The sequence below is a fragment of the Coprobacter fastidiosus genome (assembly GCF_030296935.1).
Classification (GTDB): Bacteria; Bacteroidota; Bacteroidia; order Bacteroidales; family Coprobacteraceae; genus Coprobacter; species Coprobacter fastidiosus.
In genome coordinates this window covers 1105485-1126197 of sequence record NZ_AP028032.1, presented here as the reverse complement: position 1 = coordinate 1126197, position 20713 = coordinate 1105485, and the positions used below count along the sequence as shown (strand labels likewise).

The window sequence follows — 20713 nt, the reverse complement described above, 5'->3', positions numbered from 1 at the left end:
TAAAACAAGAAGAGCGTAAAAAACACTTATTTAAAAAATGAATAAAAATAAAAGGCATTGAAATTTTTCAATGCCTTTTTTAGATTTTATAAAATTTGAATTATTTTACGATGATCTTCATAGTCTTTGTATAGTCTTTTCCGGAAATTATTAATAAATATGTGCCTGTTGTCAGATTGTCTGTCTGAATAGTCGTTATCGGAGTGTTTATATTTTGATTAGAAATCGTTACTCCTTGTAATGTCATCAGACGTATTGTTTTTGCATCGGTAGTTTCTACGGTCAGACTATTTCCTTTTCGTACGGGATTCGGATAAATTTTGATTTCGGAATTGTCTGCGGTAGATTTTTCTATTCCTACGATCCAGCTAACTTCTTCTGCTGTTGCCGCCAAAATATATCCCCATTCGTCATTTTGGTAACCTTGCAGTTCGACGGATGCAATTTCCTTTTCTGGATTTGTATTTATCGATATTTCTGCTAAACAACATTCTGAATCGAATAAAGCTTCACTATTCCAATTGTAGCCTTTTATTCCTTTTATTGCAATCGGGTTGGCTGTTACTTGTTGGTCTGATTCATTTAGGTTGTTGAATCTTCTCATCCAGAAAAAGCTTCCGTTATTGTGGTCTGCCGTAGTTCCGTCAGTATATCTTACCCGTGCATAGGCGGCTTTAGTAGTCGAATAAGGAGAATCTCCTGGACCGGCGGTTACCAGAATATGTATTTTTTTTGCTTTTACTCCTTTATTTAAAGAGAGAATAGCATTTTCTTTTCCTACACTTTTAACCGCATTAGCTCCGTTATATGGTGCTAATTGGTAGCGTACTCCCGATTGGCTGGTTATTTTTCCGCTTTCAGGTAATCCGTATTCTGGCAATATGCTCCGGCTAACCCATACAAAAGACGGTAGATTATTTGTCTGAGTGCTCATAGCAACTGAAGAGGATTGTATTGGAGTGCTTTCAGCAATGATGTCTATATTATACCCGCTTAGTTCTAAAGGCATATATTTATCTGCGACTTCTTTTCCGAAAATGCGCACTTCACATACGGCATACCCCATTAATTCATCGGTAGCAGGGAGAACTAATTTTACAAAACGCATGTTTTGTCTGCTTATTTCGTATGTATTTGTCCCTACATTGCAGGATTTTGAGATAAATTCACGATATTCTTTCGTTTCGTCATCGGCAGCATAAAATTTTAAATTCTTAGGAACTGCAGTTACTCCGGAAATATTTTTCAGTACGATTTCGACTTTATTGATTCCGTAAATAGCCCCTAAATCAAACTCTAATTCGGTATCTACCTCATCATAAGATGTCATTGCGAATGTTTCATCGTTTTCGTCGGTCAGATATTCTATATGTTTTTTGATGGAAGGATATTGAGTCATGCCATCGTCCTCATCATAACTTGTACCGGCTTTTAGGATCGTAGCTATTTTTCCGGCAGCTCGATTAATATTTTCCAGATCGGTGACATTCACATTGAATATCGTAGATCGGGTATATTCTCCTTTTCTGAAATGTACGGCAACCTTTGCAACTCCTTGTTCCGTACCGGTTTTCATTTTATAGCTTACGGTTTTGGCTTGCAAATCGATTTTACCTATTTCTGTAGTCAGTAGGTTTTCATTGAATGATTCGACAGTAAAAGCATAATCGTCATCAGCTTCGCCGCCCCAGTCAAATGTAAGTTTATTTTCTTGTTCTGCAGAAAGACCCATGACAAGATCTTCTTGTTGCTGAATAGAATGTTCTCCTAATTCAGTCCCGTATATTTCAAATTCCCATACTCGTATTGTAAAAGGAGATTTGTCGTATATATTGAGTTTTACATAGCGACCTTCCGTAGGAGCAATATAATCATCTTTAATTTTTACACTTCTCTGTTCGGTTTTTTCAATAACGGGTTTCCAATCTTGTGCATCTTTGCTGATATATATTCGGTAATTGTTGAAATTATCTCCCGATTCTGCGACCTGACAGTCCATTATGCGGGTTCTGTATATGTTATATATCTGTTCAAGGTCTATAATAACTGTATATTCCCGATTGCCGGATGCACACCATTTCTCATGCATGGTTACATCATCGGAAGAATATTTACCGTCTAACAGATATTCCGGAGCTTCATTGTCTCCTTCGTTCCATTTGCTGCAAGAATATATGCTTTTGTCAACACTTACCAGTTCTAATGACTTATCATTATTTACTTCTATCATGTTAGATTGTGAATAGGTCACACTGGCAACTTCGTTTGCCACGGTAACGGAAATGTCATACAAACCTTCCTGTGAGAAGCTGAAAACAGCTTTTGAAGTACCTTGTCCGCTTACCAAGGTCGCATTTTGCGGTATTGCCCAAGTATATGATGTCGGAGAATTATCGGCTTCCGCCGTAATTGTAACATTAGTTCCTGTTTTTACTAAGGTTTGAGAAGCATAGCATTTGACCGTAATTTGTTCACGAGAAGGATATTTCACTTCTAAAACAGAGGGAATACCTTCTTTATAATCGTTAGAAACTGTAACTACTTCTATCTTTACAGATGTTTCGTTTGTGGATGTACGTTTAAATTCAGGAATGTAAAAACCTCCGTTACGAGTTTGACCGATCAATTTTCTTTCGTTTCCCTGAGTCATGTATATGTTGTAATGATGTACGTCGGTAGATTCTTGTACATCCCATGTAATTCTTAGATCGCCTCCTTCTGTTGTTAATTTACTTTCTGTTTTTAAGTTAGTTACCGGCAGAGCAGAAGGTGTATATGATTTGTTGAATATACCTAATTGTCCTAAAGATGCTGTATAGGAGGAGGTTGTTGAGGTTGATTTGAAATTTAATGCGATGACGCATACCGTTTTTCCTGAAATGGAGGAAAGGTCGGCTTCTCCTATTGTCCATCCGTTTTCTGTTTTTACAGTATTCAGTTTGAAAGTTTCTAAATCAAAGGTGTTGTTAGAAGTACCTAACTTAACTTCAATCGAGCCCGATACTGATGTTTTGTAAACTAATTGTACTTTGTCACCGGATTTGATAATCATGTTCGTCTTGAATAGCCGTATTAGGTTATCTCTGTTCGCAGTCAAAGAACCTTCGACACTGATAGAAGTTCCGTTGTTATAAGCATCATCCCAATTGTAATCGAAAGATAAATTACACCCTGCTTCGGTCCACCAGCGCCATGTCGGTAAAATGTCCTGCATACCTCTATGATACCAATCTTGTGTATTTCGTTTTTCTCCATTGACAAAACGATGCTTTCCTAATCCTGCACTGAACGAGGTAATAAAAGGTGTATTTTGAATGACAGATCTTTCGGACATAGCTGTGGACAGAGCGCAAACTTGTGCACTCCAACCATCGGTAGATGAAGGATTTGCATTTTGTACCCAATAAGTAGATTCGGCTTTGAAAGAGCTTTTCATTGCAGAGTAAGCCGTTTCACCGGATGCTGAAGGTTTGCCGATAAGATTTCCTACGAATTTTTTCCAAGTCGTTTCTTCTGGCTTAAAAATAAAAACAGAAGCATTGTGTTTGTTCTTCGAAAATATTTTACTGAATTCATCGCTCGCTATATCTTGTTGGCATCCCATATAATTTCTCTGTACAAAGTCTTCTTCGTCCCAGCCGAATCCTAACCATCTTTGAAGATTTTCGTTAATATGTTTCGAACTTGCGTATTCTTGCATGTAGTAAATGCCGTTTTGTAGTAGCCCTTGACGAGAGCTTACATTCATAGAATTGTCGTACCAGCCGATAATCATGTGATCATTGCCGTCGGCTTTTTTACAGTCTTCAAATTCTTTGATAAATCCAGACCATCCCGGATTTCCTCCATGATAAGTTTCCTCATTGATCATCCAGCCGTCAAAACCGTATGCAACTGCGATTTCATATAGTTTTTTAGCGTAAATATATTCTCCGTTTTCCATTGTCAGCATTTGATCGATCCATTCTCCTGTGCCACCATAAGCTGATGGTGGGAAAAATATAGTTCCCAGTATTTTTACTCCATTCATGTGGGCGACATCGATTGCCGGGGCTGAGGGAGGTACGATGATACCTTCGCTGGCAGAGCCTCCCCACCAAACCAATATATCGATGTATTGCCAGAATGTGGGGTTGCAGCCGATGAAATTGAAAGCATCTTGAGATGGAGTCGTGCTGCATGCATCATTCATAGTTATCATAGCGCATAATTGACCCTCGTAATGTTGGTAAGGATTTGCATTCAAATTTATGTTTTGAAAACGGGGTTGCAATTTTATTGTAGCTTTGTTGAACTGAAAATCGGGATCCATTGACGGATTCCATCCTTTTAAATTTAGAGGATGCCAACATGGTGCATAAGGTTGTTGGGACATTGCAATTTGTCCGCTCCATAAAAAGAGCAACACAAGAAAAAAAAGTTTTTTCACTTTCATCGGTTTATGATTTAAAAATTAACATATTATTGGTTGTGCAATATTTAATAATTATAAAACGTATGGTCGTCATAAAAACACTTAGTCATAAATTTCATTTTTCATTACATATTTTTAATCCGAAAATCTACATTGTCATCTGAAATTGTCAGGAGTCTGTCTGATTCCCGAATCATTATTTGTATCAGCTATGTCCCAAAATATCTTGGTATCTTGACGATCGATGTAATTTTGGGGTATATTCTCCTGATTGCTGGTATATTCGCTGTTCGGGTAACGGATGCGTTTGATGAATTTTCCGACGGGGACATCTTCTGATATATTGCCGATATGGTTTTGTAGACGGGGATAATCTGTCCGACGAAATTCTGCCCAGCCTTCGTTTCCATTCGGGAAAACAGCTAACCATTTTTGTGTTATGATAGCTTCTAAAGCTTTTTCTTTGTTGTTAGTAAATACTCCTTCGTCAAGGTTGCTCATAACTCCGTTAACATAAGCTGTTGTGAGTCGTGATAAGATTCCGTAGTAGTCGCAGGATGCTTGAATTCCTTCTTTAAAGTATGTCTCTGCATCTTTTTCTGTTCCCCAGTTTCTTAATGCAGCTTCTGCAAGGAGAAACTTTGTTTCGGCATAACTCAACCATACAGATTCACGAGCATATCCAAACCATCGTGAGTTATCTAATGTCGTAGAGTTTCTTGAATAACTGCGTATTACCGAATATTTAGCTGAAGAGCGGTCTATATCGGAACTGCCGATTGCACATCCCGTAAACTCTGATGAAGTATCTTCGGTATCTTGATCTTTTAATTGAGTTGTCGGTGTGGGACGGTACCAGCATACCTGCATACGAGGATCATCCCGTGAACTTTGTGTTTTATATGCCAGTTCCATGTCTTTAGACATAACGACATCCAAATAAATATAGCTACACATGGCATGAACATTTTCGTTGCCACCGATACCGTCTCCTCCTAAATCGGTAGGAGCGTGTTTCGGTATTGTACGCATATTATCTTCATTGTTTTGAATTAATCCTCCTTTAGCTGTTAATGCGGCAGTTCCTTCCTTACGAGCCCAATCCGGGTCATAATTAGATATCCGTAAAGCCATGCGTAGCCGCAAAGTATTTGCAAATCTGACCCATTTTGAGGCATCTCCATGATAACAATTATCATTATTCCCGGAGAATGTGAATTGACTTGCATCGTCGGGATTTATGTTTTCTACGGCTTCGGCTAAAATGCGAAAACACATGTCATATACTTCTGCACCTGTATCGTATCTGGCTTTTTCTCGCGGATTTTGTCCCCGAACATAATCTGAGAAAGGAATATTTCCGTATGTATCTACCATTTGTACTCCCAAAAAGGCGAAATAGATGCGGGTGATATAAAATGCGTTTTTGTATTTCTCGGGATTAACATATTTGAATACACGGGTTAGTCGGGAATATTCTTTGCAACGGTCGCGATAGAAATGTTCCCAGCGTGTTGATGAATAGCGATCGGTATAACGATAGTTGGGAGACTCGTTAACGAAAGATGGGTGGTTGTTGGCAAAATATCCTGCGTATATATCATGTGTTAAGTTTGTCGTTTTTTGATAATCGTTGTACATCCCTTCATACGAGAATGTTTTAAAATCTGACTCAACAGATGCTTCGTTTTCTTTGGCAAAAGCTAATTCGTCATCCGGGATGGTTTCAGGAAAATCTATACTGGTAGAACGTTCGTCATCGTTTGAGTCATTCCCTGTATCTCCAGCTCCTACGTATATAGAGTTTTCAGGATCGATATTTATTTTATCGAAATCTGCACATGATGTCACAGATAGAAGTATTGCCGATATCGTAATATAATGTAATTTCATAATCTTATATTTTCAAATAAAATGATTAAAATCCGACATTAACAGAAAATCCTAATGTTCGTGTATAAGGTATGGATGTGAAATCGAATGCTTGAGAAAACATTGTCGTATCATAACCTCCTTCTGGGCTTGTTCCCGGAGTGTGACTCATCAAATAACAAAGGTTACGGGTGACAAATGCGACTTTTAAACTGTTAAAAGGAGTTTTCTTCAACAATGTTTTGGGAAATGAGTAACCGAGTGACAGCTCTTTTAGCTTGATGAATGATGCATCATATAAGAATTCTTCTGCTACGTTGGCTATTCGTTTGTAGTAACTTTCTGCATCAACGGCTGTCGTGTTGGGTGTGCCGTCTTCATTTACTCCTTTTACAGTAATTGTTCCCCGATTTTCTGTGCGTTTTGCCATACCGTAGTTTGTAGCTACCGATTCGGACATGGATACTATATCTCCACCGAATTTCATGTCGAAAAGTGCAGTCAGGTAAATACCTTTATATGCAAATGACGGAGTAACAGACATTAGTAATTTAGGTTGTATATTACCGATCGCTTTACGGTCATTACCTTTGCTTTCTTCGATCAATGGGTAACCATCGCGAATAATGATATTTCCGTTGTTATCGCGTTTGTAAGATTGTATCGGGTAGATATCTCCTAATTTCCCTCCTTCACGAGCTCCGACGTCTATGATAAAGTTAGACTCTCCTTCGTTAAATATGACTTCTTTCTTTTCTGGTGTTAGTTCTACCACTTCAGAGAGGTTGTGAGCCATGTTTATTGTAAGATCAAATGAAAAATCTTTAGTTTTTACAGGAGTACCGTATAGCATGAGTTCTACCCCTTTATTGCTTACCAGTCCGGCATTGATATATTTTCCGTTGAAAGAACCGGTCATCGGGACTATTAACACTTGATTTTTTGTCCGACTGTTATAATAGGTAAAATCTATTCCTAACCGGTTTTGCAAAAATTTTAATTCTAATCCGCCTTCATACGAAGTAGAGATTTCAGGCTTTAAGGTAGCATTAGCTCTGATTGAAGTATCGGGAGAAGTTAAATCTCCTGTATTCCCGTTTTGCTTATAATTCAGCCAGTTGCACAGTTGATATGGATCGGTATCTTTACCTACTTGTGCCGCCGAAAGTCTTACTTTTGCGAATGTTAACCAAGCCGGAAGCGCCCAATTTTGATTACGAATAAAATCGCTTACTACAAAACTTAAATTGGCAGAAGGATAAAAGAATGACCGGTTATTTGAAGGTAATGTAGAAGACCAGTCATTTCGCGCTGTCAAGTCGAGAGTAAGATAATTGTCAAATGTAAATTGGAAAGTTCCGAAAACCGAATTGATCTGTTTTTTCATATATGAAGCATTCGCTCCGTTTACACCTAATGCGGAATTCATCTGCCATACTAATTTTTTTCGCATGTTTACAGAGAATGCATCTAGTCCTGTCCTTTGTTGAATCATGATATTACTTCCTAAAGAGTAACCTATTTGTATGCGGTCTCCGATATTGTTATTTCCTAACAACATAAATTCTGCATTTTGTTCGAAGAAACGACTTTCTGATCGGTCTAATCGATCTTGTTTTTGTTCGTCTAGAGTCGTGACATCCAGACATTTGGTAATGTCCGTAGTTTTGAAGGTTGTGTTATAATAATCGAAAGCATATTTGGCTGAGCCATGTAACCAGTCGGTAAAGTTCAGTTTTGCAGTATAGTAACCGAATGCCCTCCAGCGTTCGTCATTATTGCTGTATTGATTTTCTATAAAATAGGGATTTAATACTTCTTCAAAAGGTCCTGTCCAATTGATATGAGCTTTTTCAGGAGACATATAATGATCTTTCAAATCACTTAACCGGATATTATTGGGTATGAATAATAGTTGATATACAATACCGTTTTTCCCGTAGAGGGGACGATTTTCGGTTTTAGTGCGAGATAAGGATATTTTGGAATCCATAGACAAGTATTTATTCATTTTCATCCCAGCAGTCAGATCTACATTGATTTTATTCATCTTTTCACGGGAAAATATGCCGTTGGCATTTGTACTTCCGAAAGATGCCCTGTAATTAGAATCTTCTTTTACGTTTCCGATAGCGACGTTATGAGTCTGAGCAAATCCCGTATCGAAAAAATCTTTTAGTTTATTTCCGTATTTTTGAAAAGGGATGTTTTCTCCGGTAAAAGTCGTATATTCATGTCCGTCAAGCTCTGGCCCGAAACTATAAGGCGTGTCACTGTATATACCATTTGTTCCTTGACCGTATTTATCTTGCATTTCCAATGTCGAAGCGACTTGAGTCCATGTAAAGTTGTTGTTGTATGTGACTCCGAATCCGTTAGACTTTGTCCCCTTTTTCGTAGTAATTAAGATCACTCCGTTTCCGGCTCTTGATCCGTATAACGCAGCAGCATTAGGACCTTTCAAAACGGATATTGATTCGATATCTTCTGGATTAATATCGACAGTAGTACTTCCTCGGTCATATCCGCTGTATGCAGAAGCAGTGGAAGTACTTTCTTCTGTAAAAGGGACACCATCTACGATCCATAACGGTTGATTATTATCTACGAGAGAGCTATTGCCTCGTATGGTTATTTTGGTAGATCCATTTAATCCGGTATTTGATGTAGTCATTTGCAAACCTGCAACTTTCCCTTGTAAAGCTCCTGTTATAGACGGATCTCCGGTTTGGTTGAGCTTGTCGCCTTTTATTTCTTGTACCGAATATCCTAACATTTTTTTCTCTTTTTTGATTCCCAATGCCGTAACGACGACTTCGTCGAGGGTATGAGTATCCTCTTGCATTTGAATGTTAATTTTATCTCCTTTAATTGCGTGCTGTTCGGTTTTAAAGCCGACGTAAGAAAATTGAATATCTTTATATCCCTCCGGAACGATTAATGTATAATTTCCGTCCATGTCGGTCATTGTTCCGGATGTCGATCCTTTTACGGATACGCTGACCCCGATTAGAGGTTCTCCTGAAGCATCGGTTACTTGTCCTTTTATAATTTGTTTTGAGTCTTTTTCCTTCGGCGTAGATTTTATTTCTTTTTTATTGGGGTATAGATAAATGATTTGAGAATCTATTTTATAAGTGACGCCGATGGGTGGCAATACTTTGTTTAATAACTCTTTTACCGGGATATTTTTTTCGTTTATATCTCCGACCTTCAGTTTGGTTAGTTCGTCATCATAAAAAAACTTATACTCAGTTTGAGTTTTAATTGTTTGGATAATGTTTCCTAAAGTCCCGTTTTTAAGAGACAAAGTAACTTGTGAGAATGTTAAGTGTGTAGAAAGAAACAAGAACAGAATCATCGAGGCTATTTTTATATGCCTCTTTTTTGTTAAAACATTTTTCATAGGTATTTATTATTGAATCAAACACATAAAGGGATAAATTCCTTTGTTTTTTCCCCCCTTTGCATATAAAACAGTCGTATTTGAGAAAACACTTACTCGAAAATTTGTTTTTTATGTGAATGTTGAGATTTTCTTGATCTACAAAATTTAAACGGCGACAGGCAAGAAAGAATCGCTTTCTTGCCTGTCACCGTTTAAGGATAAATTGTTATTGTATAAGATGATTTACTTTTTAATCGGTTTTATGTATATTTTGCCTTCATTTTTTGTATATTCTATCGGCATGGCTAATGTCAAATTAAGTAATACGGAGTCGAGGTTTTCTTTTTGATAAATAACTCCGGAGTAAGTGCTTTTATCAATGTCTGGAGATAGAATGATCTCTGTTTTGTATAAATGTTGGAGAGTCGAAACGATTTCCGAGATTGTCGCATCTTCGAATGGAATCATTCCGTCATGCCAAACTGCATCGAGTTGCGTATTGAATGTTCTTACGTGCATTTGTTTCGTTGATTTGTTTAATTCAGCTTTTTGTCCCGACGAAAGAACAATCATTCCTTCGTCATGTTTTCCTGTGACTTTGACAGATCCGCGAATTAGAGAAACTTCTGCCAATTGTCTATTTTTATCGCAATTCATATTAAATACAGTTCCGAGCACCTGTACGTCTAAAGTTTCATTCTGTACTGAAAACGGGCGTTTGGTATCTTTTGTTACTTCAAAATAAGCCTCACCTTCTAATTCTACAACTCGTTTCTTTTCAGTAAATTTTTTAGGATATTTTAGAATAGAAGAGTGGTTTAACCACACTTTCGTACCGTCGGGTAGAATAATCTGCCGTACAGGATCGGTTTTTGAAGTAGAGACAATCTCATAATCAGTCACATTAAATCCGAAGTAATTTATCGCAAAGTATGTTCCGATGAATAAAATGATGATGGCGGCTGCGTATTTTATTGTAGAATATAGCCACTTTGATTTGCTGATATTTTGTTTCTTTTCTTCTATATCTTTGATTCGGCTATATAAAAGTTTCTCGGCGCGGAGTATATGACTCTCTTTTGCAAAACGGATTTTGTCTCCGGAATGCCAAATTCTTTCCATCTCTAATAATCGATTACGATTATCTTTAGACAAGTTCATCCACGAATTAACGATCGCTAATTCCTCTTCTGAGCAGTTGTTCTGTAAATATTTCAATAATAGTATTTCGTCTAATTCATTCATTATATAAATCTTTTATTATAAAAAAACAACTGGTTGCTGTAAAACACTTACTTGTATTTCATAAAAAATACTTGTATCCATAAAATAACAGGCATCAAGTGGGATAAATTAGCACGAAGAAATTTTAATGCTTTATACATATGGGCTTCTACAGTTCGTAAAGAAATATTCAGTAATTCAGCAATTTCTTTATTTTTCATATCATTGAGATAACTCAGTTTAAAGACCTCTTTACATTTTTCAGGTAAAGACTCTATTACCGAGAAAATTTCTTTATTGATTTCGTTACTTTCCATTTTTCGGATCGTATCGTTTTCATCCGGATGAAAGTAATCTATTTTCTTTTGGTATATATCAATTAAAGATTGAGAGTAATTATTTTCTACATTTTTATGTCGAATTATGTTGATAGCCTTAAAATAAACCGAACGGTACATAAATGTGTGGATAGAATCTCCTAAGTCTATTTCATTTCGTTTTTCCCATAATTCTACAAATGCATCTTGTACTACATCTTCTGCCTCATCTTCATCCAAAAAGCGATTTGCATAAAACATCAATCCCGGATATAACCGTTTGAATAATAGATTATATTCTTGTTCTATTTTTCCTTTTTCAATCAATATATTTTTCTCTTCAAATTTCATAATTTATGATTTCCCTTTTGTTGTTAAATGATAAGGGAATTTCTCCAATGTGTATAATTTATTTATATACAGACTTTTAAAATAATATTTAAAATATATATTGTTGAATTTAAGAGCAATATTAATATATTTTTTTTGTTCTTTTTGTACTTGACTGCAAAAATTTACACAATAAATATATGATTATTGCTTAAAAGTTTGTATAATAGAGCTTAAAACTTATAATTCCCTTTTTTTGATGAATTCTCAATTCAAATATATTGAAAATAGATTGATATATTCCAAAAGTCGATATTATTTTATATAGAGAATCGCACTTGTTTTATCAGAGTTTTTTTTCATAGCATATAAAATTCCCTCGATTTCTTGTTATCGTTCCGGTTTTTGTATATCCTAATTGTTCATAAAGGTTTGCTGCTGTATGGTTGCTGATGCGGGTATCCAGTTGTAACGATGTGTATCCTTGTTCACGGCCAAATGTTTCTGCAAAATTCATTAATCGGCTTCCGATGCCCTCTCTTTGTCGATGAGGATCAACACATAGTCGATGTAATACTAAGGGTGATGTTCCGGAATTTTTCCATATAATACTTTGGTAGTCGGGATCTGGTCCGGGAATAAGAGATATGATGCCGATGACAATATGGTTGTCTTCATAAACATATAGATACTGATTATCTATATCTTTAACGAAAATTTCTTTGGTGGGGTAAGTTTTGTTCCAACCAGAAGATGATTGTCCGGATATTACTGTCCTGGTAATTAATTCCATGATTTCTTCTATATCATTTTCTTTTGCCAGACGTATGGTCATCATATTCGGTTGTTAATATATAAAAAACAGTCCTTCATACATATGAGAACTGTAAAAGTGACTCCGACAGGATTCAAACCTGTAACCTTCTGATCCGTAGTCAGATGCTCTATTCAGTTGAGCCACGGAGCCGTTTTATAAATATGTGACCGCGACAGGATTCAAACCTGTAACCTTCTGATCCGTAGTCAGATGCTCTATTCAGTTGAGCCACGCGGCCGTTTCATTGCCGAATCCGGTTTTGTTTTTGAGCCGCAAGCCGGAATCGAACCGGCGACCTTTTCATTACGAGTGAAACGCTCTACCGACTGAGCTATTGCGGCGAAAACGGTGCAAAGGTAGTGCTTTTTTTCTAAAATACTACTTTTTGATGCACCAATTTTTTTCTTTTTTAGGTGCTAAAATTATATATTCCTATATATCAATATGTTTTTGTACTGTAAACCATCTCAATTTTTATATTTTTCGTATCAAGTTCGACAAATGTCGGAGCTGAGATGTAAGGAGTTATTGCATTGATTATTGTCCCGTAATAATCACTGGTCGTTGTAGAAAGCATAACTGGGACAAGAATGAGATCGGAATCGATGGGATAACCGTTTTCTATGCTTCCTCCATTGGGATTTTTTTGTATGATATTGGTAATAAATCCTCGTATATTTCCGAAATCGTAGGTATTTGTCGTTGAATTATAAGATGCGTAGAAGTAATTCAATCCATCGGTTAATTTGCGATCGAGGAAGAACTGATTCTTGTCCATTTCTACAATATCTCCATTACTGTCGGCAACTTTTCCTCCGGCGCGCATCAGCAATAGATAGGGAGGAGGGGTAAGCCCGTAGTTTGAGAAAATATCGTTTGCTGATTTCTTAATGGGAATTGAAAAGTTTATTGCGTTTATCAATCCAGATACAGCTCCTGTATTTTCAGCTTCTTCCGGTACTACTTCCCGGTATTTTTTTATAATGTCCGTAACCGGGAAAGTTATATGGGCATCGTAACCGTCAGGAGATTTTATAATTGCACGGTCATCGGCAATGGCATTTTCTATATAAGATGCGTTTGTCGATATGATATGGTTGATTGTCGGAACTTCATTGCTTGAAACCAAAACAGAAGTTGTCGCTTTGTTTACTACAAGGGGGTGAGTTCCGTCGTCATTTGTTATATCTTCATTTTCTTCCAGACCACCACCGCCTTGGTCGTTATATACGTACGTATCGTGGTATATTTTAATTACTGAAGAAAGAATATTGATCAATACGCCTTTTCCATAAGTATTTGTTACATAAACACCTGGGAAGAAGTCTGCTATATCGCTTTCTGTTAATATGCCGCCTTTGTCATTATATAGTTTGAAAAATTCTTGTGCCAATTCTTTGGATGTGTGTCCGGGACGTGCTAACTTGATTTTGATGATTCGTGAACCGTCGCTATTGATTAACGAATCAGGATAACTTTGCCGAGAAGTTGTATAAATTTGCTGTCCGAGTATTTCTTCAGGTGAGAAATAATCTGTGGGATCAAGATTGCTGTATATCGGTTTCTCAAGCACTTTATTAAGCGGATATACACTTACTTGCATCGGGGTCAGAGAATCTCCTAAAAAGCTACTGGGCAGAAATCCGAGTTCGAGAACCAAAGAATCCAGCATATCTTCTGTAACCAGTCTGGAATCGAATTTGGCTATCGGTCTCATCTGAGTAAGAAAATCTGCACGTATAGATCCGTAATCTACCATATCGACAGCTCCGAGCATTTGAATAATGGTACGATTCGTGACAGGACCGGCAGGAATAGAATATACCGAATCGGCAGTTGTATATGCTAAAGAGTTATCTACTTTAATAGAAATAAGTGTATCGTCGATCGATGTCCCTATTTTGTTAATGTCGTCATTACAAGAGATCGTTAAGGCGATCAGGACAAATGGTAATAACCAATTTAACTTCATACTGGTTTATTATTTATGAGCGTTTTCCCATACAACGTCATAAAATTCGTTGTATGCATCGATATAGTTCTCCGGATCTTGATAAGGTAAAAACGGAATGCCGGCATTTTTAGTATATTCGAGAATGTCCGGCTGCATTGTTTCGCTTGCCTGAATGACTCCGTCCGAAAAACGTATGGCCAATTTAGTGAGTTCAGAGAAATCTATCGGTTTATCAGTAAAATTCAAGTCTTCTTTCCGTATGCCTTCCAATAGAAGTTTGTCGGAGAAAGATGCCGGGAAAGGAGAGTTGAAACTATTATTATAAGAAGAGTAGATAACTTTGGTATCTCTGAAACATGGGTCTTCGGCATAGGCTTTTTTAATATAAAGAGGAGCTAATGCTGTCATCCATCCGTGACAATGAATGATGTCCGGTACCCAACGAAGCTTTTTGACAGTTTCCATTACACCTCTCACAAAGAAAATGCTTCGTTCATCGTTATCGTCAAAACTATTTCCGTTTTCGTCTTCGGTAGTGAATTTTCGTTGAAAGTAATCTTCATTATCTATAAAATATACTTGCATGCGGGCTGCCTGAATAGATGCGACCTTTATGATCAAGGGATGGTCTGTGTCATCGATAATGAGATTCATTCCCGAAAGTCTTATCACTTCGTGTAATTGGTTTCTCCGTTCGTTGATATTCCCGTATTTGGGCATGAATGTCCTTATTTCACGACCTCTTTCCTGAACTCCCTGAGGGAGATAGCGACAAACGTTCGCTATTTCCGATTCAGGCAAATAAGGAGTTATCTCTTGTGCAATAAATAATACCTTAGTGGCTTTCATTTTATAAATTTCTCTTGTCTCAATATTATTCTGCAAATATAATAAAAAAATCATCTTGAATCTCCAAATATTAGAAGTATTAACAAGCTTTCCGTTTATATCGGGTAAAAATGCAGATAAAATAAGTTTTGTTAGAGCCCGTATAATTAAATCACTTTATCGGAAAATTAGGCTAAGCTTTTATTGGAAAAGTATGCTTCTTCGGTATCTTGATAGTATGTTTTTTTAATTTTCTTGTCAGAATACTTCGGGATGTGGGTTTTATTTACTTCTTTTGCACCGATTTTTAAAATTATGGTAATGGAAGTTGTTACTAAAATAGCTGATTTACAGAAGAAAATAGCTGAAATACGTACCAATGGCGGTACTGTGGGGCTTGTCCCGACTATGGGAGCATTGCATAACGGACACCTTGAATTGGTGAAACGTTGTGTTGCGGAAAACAGTATTTGTGTGGTTAGTGTATTTGTAAATCCTACTCAGTTTAATGATAAAAACGATTTATTGCATTATCCCCGTACTTTGGATGCTGATTGTAAGTTGTTAGAATCTGCAGGTTGTGCAATAGCATTTGCTCCTGAAGTTGAAGAGATGTATCCTGTTGAGGATACTCGGGTTTTTAACTTGGGAGCTGTAGCGGAGGTTATGGAAGGCAAATATCGTCCGGGACATTTCAACGGAGTCGCTCAAATTGTAAGTAAACTGTTCGATGCCGTACAGCCCGATCGGGCATATTTCGGTGAAAAGGATTTTCAACAGATTGCTGTCATACGTTCAATGGTAAAATTGTTGAATTATCCTGTGGAGATTGTCGCATGTCCGATTGTGAGAGAAGATGATGGTATGGCATTGAGCAGCCGTAATTTACGTTTGACCCCCGAACAGAGAAAAAATGCGGTGAGCATATCTCAGACTTTGTTTAAAAGTCGTACCTTTGCCGAACAACATTCAGTTGCTGAAACGATAGACTATGTCGTGAATACATTGAATTCTGTGACGGATCTAGATGTGGAATATTTTGAAATCGTAAATGGGAATACATTGCTCTCGGTAAATGATTGGTCAGATTCGGATTATATTGTAGGATGTATTACGGTATATTGCGGGGAGGTGAGACTGATCGATAATATCGCTTATCGCCGTTAATGGAAAGCCTGAATTTAAAACAAAAAGAAATGCTGGTAGAGGTAGTAAAATCGAAAATACACAGGGTTACGGTCACGCAAGCCGATTTGAATTATATCGGTAGTATTACGATTGATGAGGATTTGATGGATGCTGCTAATATTATTGCTAACGAGAAAGTGTATATCGTAAACAATAATAATGGTGAACGTTTTTCTACTTATGTTATTAAAGGAGAACGTGGCTCAGGAGTTATCTGTTTGAATGGAGCTGCAGCCCGTAAAGTGCAGCCGGGAGATGTCGTGATTATCATGGCTTATGCGATGATGGATTTTGAAGAAGCTAAACACTTTACTCCTGCTGTAATATTTCCCGATACAAAGACAAATAAGCTGATTTAATATTGACAATAAGATAAATCGAGATTTGTGGCTTGACATTTCCGATAGAGATAAATTAAGAAAACCCGTCATTTCGATGGGTTTTCTTTCACTTAGACGATATTGTAAATTATGTATACAAAAAAAGAGATCTGGAAAATATCTTATCCCATATTGATCAGTCTCGTTGTTCAGAATTTGATTAACATTACTGATACGGCATATTTAGGGCATGTCGGAGAAATCGAATTAGGAGCTTCGGCTTTGGCCGGTGTTTTCTATATGGCTATCTATATGATAGGATTCGGGTTCAGTATCGGTTCTCAAATTCTTATCGGCAGACGTAACGGAGAGAAACGTTATGAAAGTATCGGAACGATAGTTGTGCAGGGAAGCTTGTTTTTGGTTATTCTCGCATTTGTGTTGTTCGGTATTTCTCATTTTTATGCTCCTCATCTAATGCGGAGTATCATTTCCTCAGAGGTAGTTTTCAGTGCGACCATGCAATATCTCGATTATCGGATATATGGGTTATTCTTTTCTTTTGTTGCTGTCATGTTCCGTGCGTTTTATGTCGGAATAACTCGGACTAAGATATTGACGGTGAACGCATTGGTAATGGCTATTGCAAATATTGTATTCAATTATATGTTTATATTCGGGAAGTGGGGGTGTCCTCAAATGGGAATAGCCGGGGCAGCTTTAGGCTCTGTACTTGCTGAAGCACTTTCGTTGTTTTTCTTTATTATTTATACAATTTGCAAAGCAGATATTCATAAATATGCTTTTTTTGAGACGATACATGTCGATGTTAAAGTAATTGCCCGTATATTGAATATCTCGGTATGGACTATGTTGCAATCTTTTCTGCCTATTATCACGTGGTTCTTTTTCTTTATTTCTATAGAACATTTGGGAGAAAGACCTTTGGCTGTATCGAATATCGTGCGTAGTATATCGACGTTGTTCTTTATGCCTGTAAATGCATTTGCTGTCACTGCAAGTTCGTTGGTGAGCAATGCAATCGGTGCGGGAAAACCGGAAGAGGTTATGTCTATAAGCCGTCGGATAATAGGTCTTTGCTATATGATTGTTATTCCGATGATGGCATTGGTCTATCTGATACCTGCTCCTGTTTTGAGGATATATACCGATTCTGCATCTTTACTTCAAGATTGCATTCCTGCACTGTATGTGATGTTGGGATACTATTTCATTGCCGTGCCGGGAAGTGTTTGGTTCAATACGATGTCGGGAACGGGAAATACACGTTCTGCATTGTTGGCAGAATTGATTACGGCTGTTGCTTATACTTTGGCAATCTATTTTCTGATATTCCGTTTGCGGCCTAATATTGCATCGTGTTGGATTGTAGAATATGTTTATTGGGGTGTTTTACTGCTGTTTTCATTTGTATATTTGAAAAAAGCCGATTGGTGGAATAAAAAGATATAGAGCCTATTTCAATTTTGTTCGTGTCGGGTTTGAGAGGGTGTCGTCTTGTTTTTAAAAGGGGATGTGAGTTATCTGACAGGCGAAAACGGGAAAACAGACCGAAAGAAAACATAAAGAGGACCTGATCGTATTTCCTTATCGGAAAATTTAAACTGGCTCGTAGATAATCTCAACCTTTTTTGTATTTTTGCACTTTCAGAAATTAAAACGGAAATATTACCATGTTTGAGAATCTAAGCGACAGACTTGAGCGGTCATTTAAAATATTGAAAGGTGAGGGCAAAATTACGGAAATTAATGTTGCCGAAACTTTGAAAGATGTGCGGAAAGCTTTACTCGATGCCGATGTTAACTATAAAGTTGCTAAGCAATTTACCGATACTGTTAAGGCTAAAGCCTTAGGAATGGATGTCCTTACGGCTGTGAAGCCGAGCCAGTTAATGGTTAAGATCGTTCATGATGAGTTGGCTTTGTTAATGGGGGGAGATTCTGTCGACGTCAATATTACCGGATCTCCGGCAGTGATATTGATGTCAGGTCTGCAAGGTTCGGGTAAAACGACCTTTTCCGGTAAGTTAGCTCAACTGCTTAAGGGAAAACGCGGAAAGAAGCCTTTATTGGTGGCTTGTGATGTTTATCGTCCTGCTGCAATCGAACAGTTGAAAGTGTTGGGTGAGCAGATCGGCATTCCGGTTTATAGCGAACCGGATTGTAAAAACCCCGTTCAGATTGCACAGAATGCCATTAAACAAGCTCGTCAGGACGGACAGGATTTGGTCATTGTTGATACGGCCGGACGTCTCGCTGTAGATGAAGAGATGATGCGTGAGATAAAAGCGATCAAAGATGCCATAAACCCGAATGAAATACTGTTCGTTGTCGATTCTATGACAGGGCAGGATGCTGTTAATACAGCGAAAGAGTTTAATGATCGTCTTGATTTTACCGGTGTTGTTCTTACCAAATTAGATGGAGATACTCGTGGTGGTGCGGCGTTATCGATTCGGACGGTTGTCAACAAACCGATAAAATTTGTGGGAACAGGCGAGAAGATGGATGCTCTCGATGTTTTCCATCCGGCACGTATGGCAGACCGTATTCTCGGAATGGGTGATATTGTTTCTTTAGTGGAACGAGCTCAAGAACAATACGATGAAGAGGAAGCGAAGCGATTACAAAAGAAAATTGCGAAAAACCAGTTTGATTTTAACGATTTTATCAGCCAGATACAGCAGATCAAGAAGATGGGTAATCTGAAGGACCTTGCTTCGATGATACCGGGTGTCGGTAAAGCGATTAAAGATATAGATATTGATGACAACGCATTTAAAAGCGTCGAAGCCATTATTTATTCGATGACTCCGAAAGAAAGGAGTAATCCTGAATTGTTGAACGGCAGCCGTCGTCAAAGAATTGCAAAAGGTAGCGGAACATCAATACAGGAAGTAAATCGGTTGATAAAACAATTTGACCAGACACGGAAAATGATGAAAATGGTAGCGGGTGGAAAAATGGGAAAAATGATGCCCAGAATGAAACGCTGATATGAATTTTGATATAGGAGAGGAGAGAGTTTTTTACTTTCTCCTTTCTTTATTTTGTAATATGAATAGAGTCCATTATATTTGTTTTGATTGATCTAAAAATTTGAAAATTAAATAATATGCAATTAATCGACGGGAAAGCTATTGCCGATCAGGTAAAACAGGAAATTGCTCAGGAAGTTGAGCTAATTAAAGCAGCAGGAGGGAAAATTCCCCATTTAGCGGCTGTATTAGTGGGGCATGATGGAGGGAGTGAAACTTATGTCGCCCATAAAGTGAAAGCATGCGAGCAATGCGGATTCAAATCTACATTAATTCGTTTTGAGAGTGATGTAACAGAGGAAGAGTTGCTCAGAGAGGTAGATAGATTGAATAAAGATGAAGATATAGACGGATTTATTGTACAACTTCCTTTACCTAAGCATATTTCGGAACAAAAGGTGATCGAGGCAATCGATTATCGGAAAGATGTGGACGGATTTCACCCGATCAATGTCGGACGTATGTCTATCGGATTACCATGTTTCGTGTCGGCGACTCCAGCCGGTATCATGGAGTTGTTGAAGCGTTATGACATTGATACGAAAGGGAAACATTGTGTCGTATTGGGTCGTAGTAATATCGTAGGGAAACCGGTTGCGACGTTGATGATGCAAAAGTCAAATCCGGGAAATGCGACAGTTACCGTATGTCATAGTTACTCTGAAAATCTCAAGGAAATGTGTTTACAGGCAGACATCATTATTGCAGCATTGGGAGTTCCTGAATTTTTGAAAGGGGATATGGTAAAAGAAGGAGTTACTGTTATAGATGTCGGTACGACGAGAGTTCCTTCGGATAAAACAAAATCGGGATTTAAGCTGACCGGTGATGTGAAGTTTGATGAGGTTGCTCCGAAGTGTGCATATATCACTCCTGTTCCCGGAGGTGTCGGTCCTATGACAATCGTTTCTTTAATGCGTAATACACTGTTGGCAGGAAAGAAAGCAATCTATAAAGATTGACGAATTAAAAAAGAGAATAAACTATCCTGTTTTAATATTT

Annotated in this window: 13 protein-coding genes and 3 tRNA genes; 5 read left to right on the top strand and 11 right to left on the bottom strand. The window is 37.6% G+C overall.

Features of this window, described 5'->3' with window-relative positions:
- Nucleotides 1–100 precede the first annotated feature (100 nt).
- The 11 genes from QUE35_RS04555 to QUE35_RS04505 form a co-directional block, all read right to left on the bottom strand.
- On the bottom strand, nucleotides 101–4435 hold the full coding sequence (locus QUE35_RS04555) for an endo-beta-N-acetylglucosaminidase (RefSeq protein ID WP_022602865.1): 4335 nt from the start codon (nucleotides 4433–4435) through the stop codon (nucleotides 101–103).
- A gap of 135 nt (nucleotides 4436–4570) precedes the next feature.
- Nucleotides 4571–6307: a SusD/RagB family nutrient-binding outer membrane lipoprotein gene (locus QUE35_RS04550; protein ID WP_022602867.1), complete on the bottom strand. Its 1737-nt coding sequence runs from the start codon at nucleotides 6305–6307 to the stop codon at nucleotides 4571–4573.
- Between the two features lie 25 nt (nucleotides 6308–6332).
- Nucleotides 6333–9692 (bottom strand): SusC/RagA family TonB-linked outer membrane protein, encoded by a 3360-nt coding sequence (locus tag QUE35_RS04545; protein ID WP_022602869.1) that lies wholly within the window; start codon nucleotides 9690–9692, stop codon nucleotides 6333–6335.
- A 225-nt stretch (nucleotides 9693–9917) separates the two neighbouring features.
- Nucleotides 9918–10919, bottom strand: a complete 1002-nt coding sequence (locus tag QUE35_RS04540) for a FecR family protein (RefSeq protein WP_022602871.1) — start codon at nucleotides 10917–10919, stop codon at nucleotides 9918–9920.
- A 47-nt stretch (nucleotides 10920–10966) separates the two neighbouring features.
- Nucleotides 10967–11566: an RNA polymerase sigma-70 factor gene (locus QUE35_RS04535; RefSeq protein ID WP_009316648.1), complete on the bottom strand. Its 600-nt coding sequence runs from the start codon at nucleotides 11564–11566 to the stop codon at nucleotides 10967–10969.
- A gap of 325 nt (nucleotides 11567–11891) precedes the next feature.
- Nucleotides 11892–12383, bottom strand: a complete 492-nt coding sequence (locus QUE35_RS04530; protein WP_031258926.1) for a GNAT family N-acetyltransferase — start codon at nucleotides 12381–12383, stop codon at nucleotides 11892–11894.
- A 55-nt stretch (nucleotides 12384–12438) separates the two neighbouring features.
- Nucleotides 12439–12512, bottom strand: a tRNA-Arg gene (locus QUE35_RS04525).
- Nucleotides 12513–12526: 14 nt separating this feature from the next.
- Nucleotides 12527–12600 (bottom strand) — tRNA-Arg (locus QUE35_RS04520).
- Nucleotides 12601–12630: 30 nt separating this feature from the next.
- Nucleotides 12631–12703 (bottom strand) — tRNA-Thr (locus QUE35_RS04515).
- Between the two features lie 98 nt (nucleotides 12704–12801).
- Nucleotides 12802–14334 (bottom strand): DUF4270 family protein, encoded by a 1533-nt coding sequence (locus tag QUE35_RS04510; RefSeq protein ID WP_022602874.1) that lies wholly within the window; start codon nucleotides 14332–14334, stop codon nucleotides 12802–12804.
- Nucleotides 14335–14343: 9 nt separating this feature from the next.
- Complete coding sequence (locus QUE35_RS04505) at nucleotides 14344–15165, bottom strand: glycogen/starch synthase (protein ID WP_031258927.1); 822 nt, start codon at nucleotides 15163–15165, stop codon at nucleotides 14344–14346.
- Nucleotides 15166–15465: 300 nt separating this feature from the next.
- On the opposite strand from QUE35_RS04505, the gene panC reads away from it, so the two are divergent.
- The 5 genes from panC (at nucleotide 15466) to folD (ending at nucleotide 20673) form a co-directional block, all read left to right on the top strand.
- A complete protein-coding gene (gene panC, locus QUE35_RS04500; RefSeq protein WP_031258928.1) occupies nucleotides 15466–16311 on the top strand; it encodes a pantoate--beta-alanine ligase in 846 nt (281 codons plus the stop codon).
- A gap of 29 nt (nucleotides 16312–16340) precedes the next feature.
- Entirely contained in the window at nucleotides 16341–16691 is a 351-nt protein-coding gene (panD, locus tag QUE35_RS04495) for an aspartate 1-decarboxylase (protein WP_031258929.1), read from the top strand.
- 108 nt (nucleotides 16692–16799) lie between these two features.
- Entirely contained in the window at nucleotides 16800–18125 is a 1326-nt protein-coding gene (locus QUE35_RS04490) for an MATE family efflux transporter (RefSeq protein ID WP_031258930.1), read from the top strand.
- 221 nt (nucleotides 18126–18346) lie between these two features.
- The gene (gene ffh, locus QUE35_RS04485; protein WP_009316655.1) at nucleotides 18347–19669 is read left to right on the top strand and encodes a signal recognition particle protein; all 1323 of its coding nucleotides are present in this window, start codon (nucleotides 18347–18349) and stop codon (nucleotides 19667–19669) included.
- Between the two features lie 119 nt (nucleotides 19670–19788).
- Nucleotides 19789–20673: a bifunctional methylenetetrahydrofolate dehydrogenase/methenyltetrahydrofolate cyclohydrolase FolD gene (gene folD, locus QUE35_RS04480; RefSeq protein WP_022390962.1), complete on the top strand. Its 885-nt coding sequence runs from the start codon at nucleotides 19789–19791 to the stop codon at nucleotides 20671–20673.
- The last annotated feature ends 40 nt before the right edge of the window (nucleotides 20674–20713 follow it).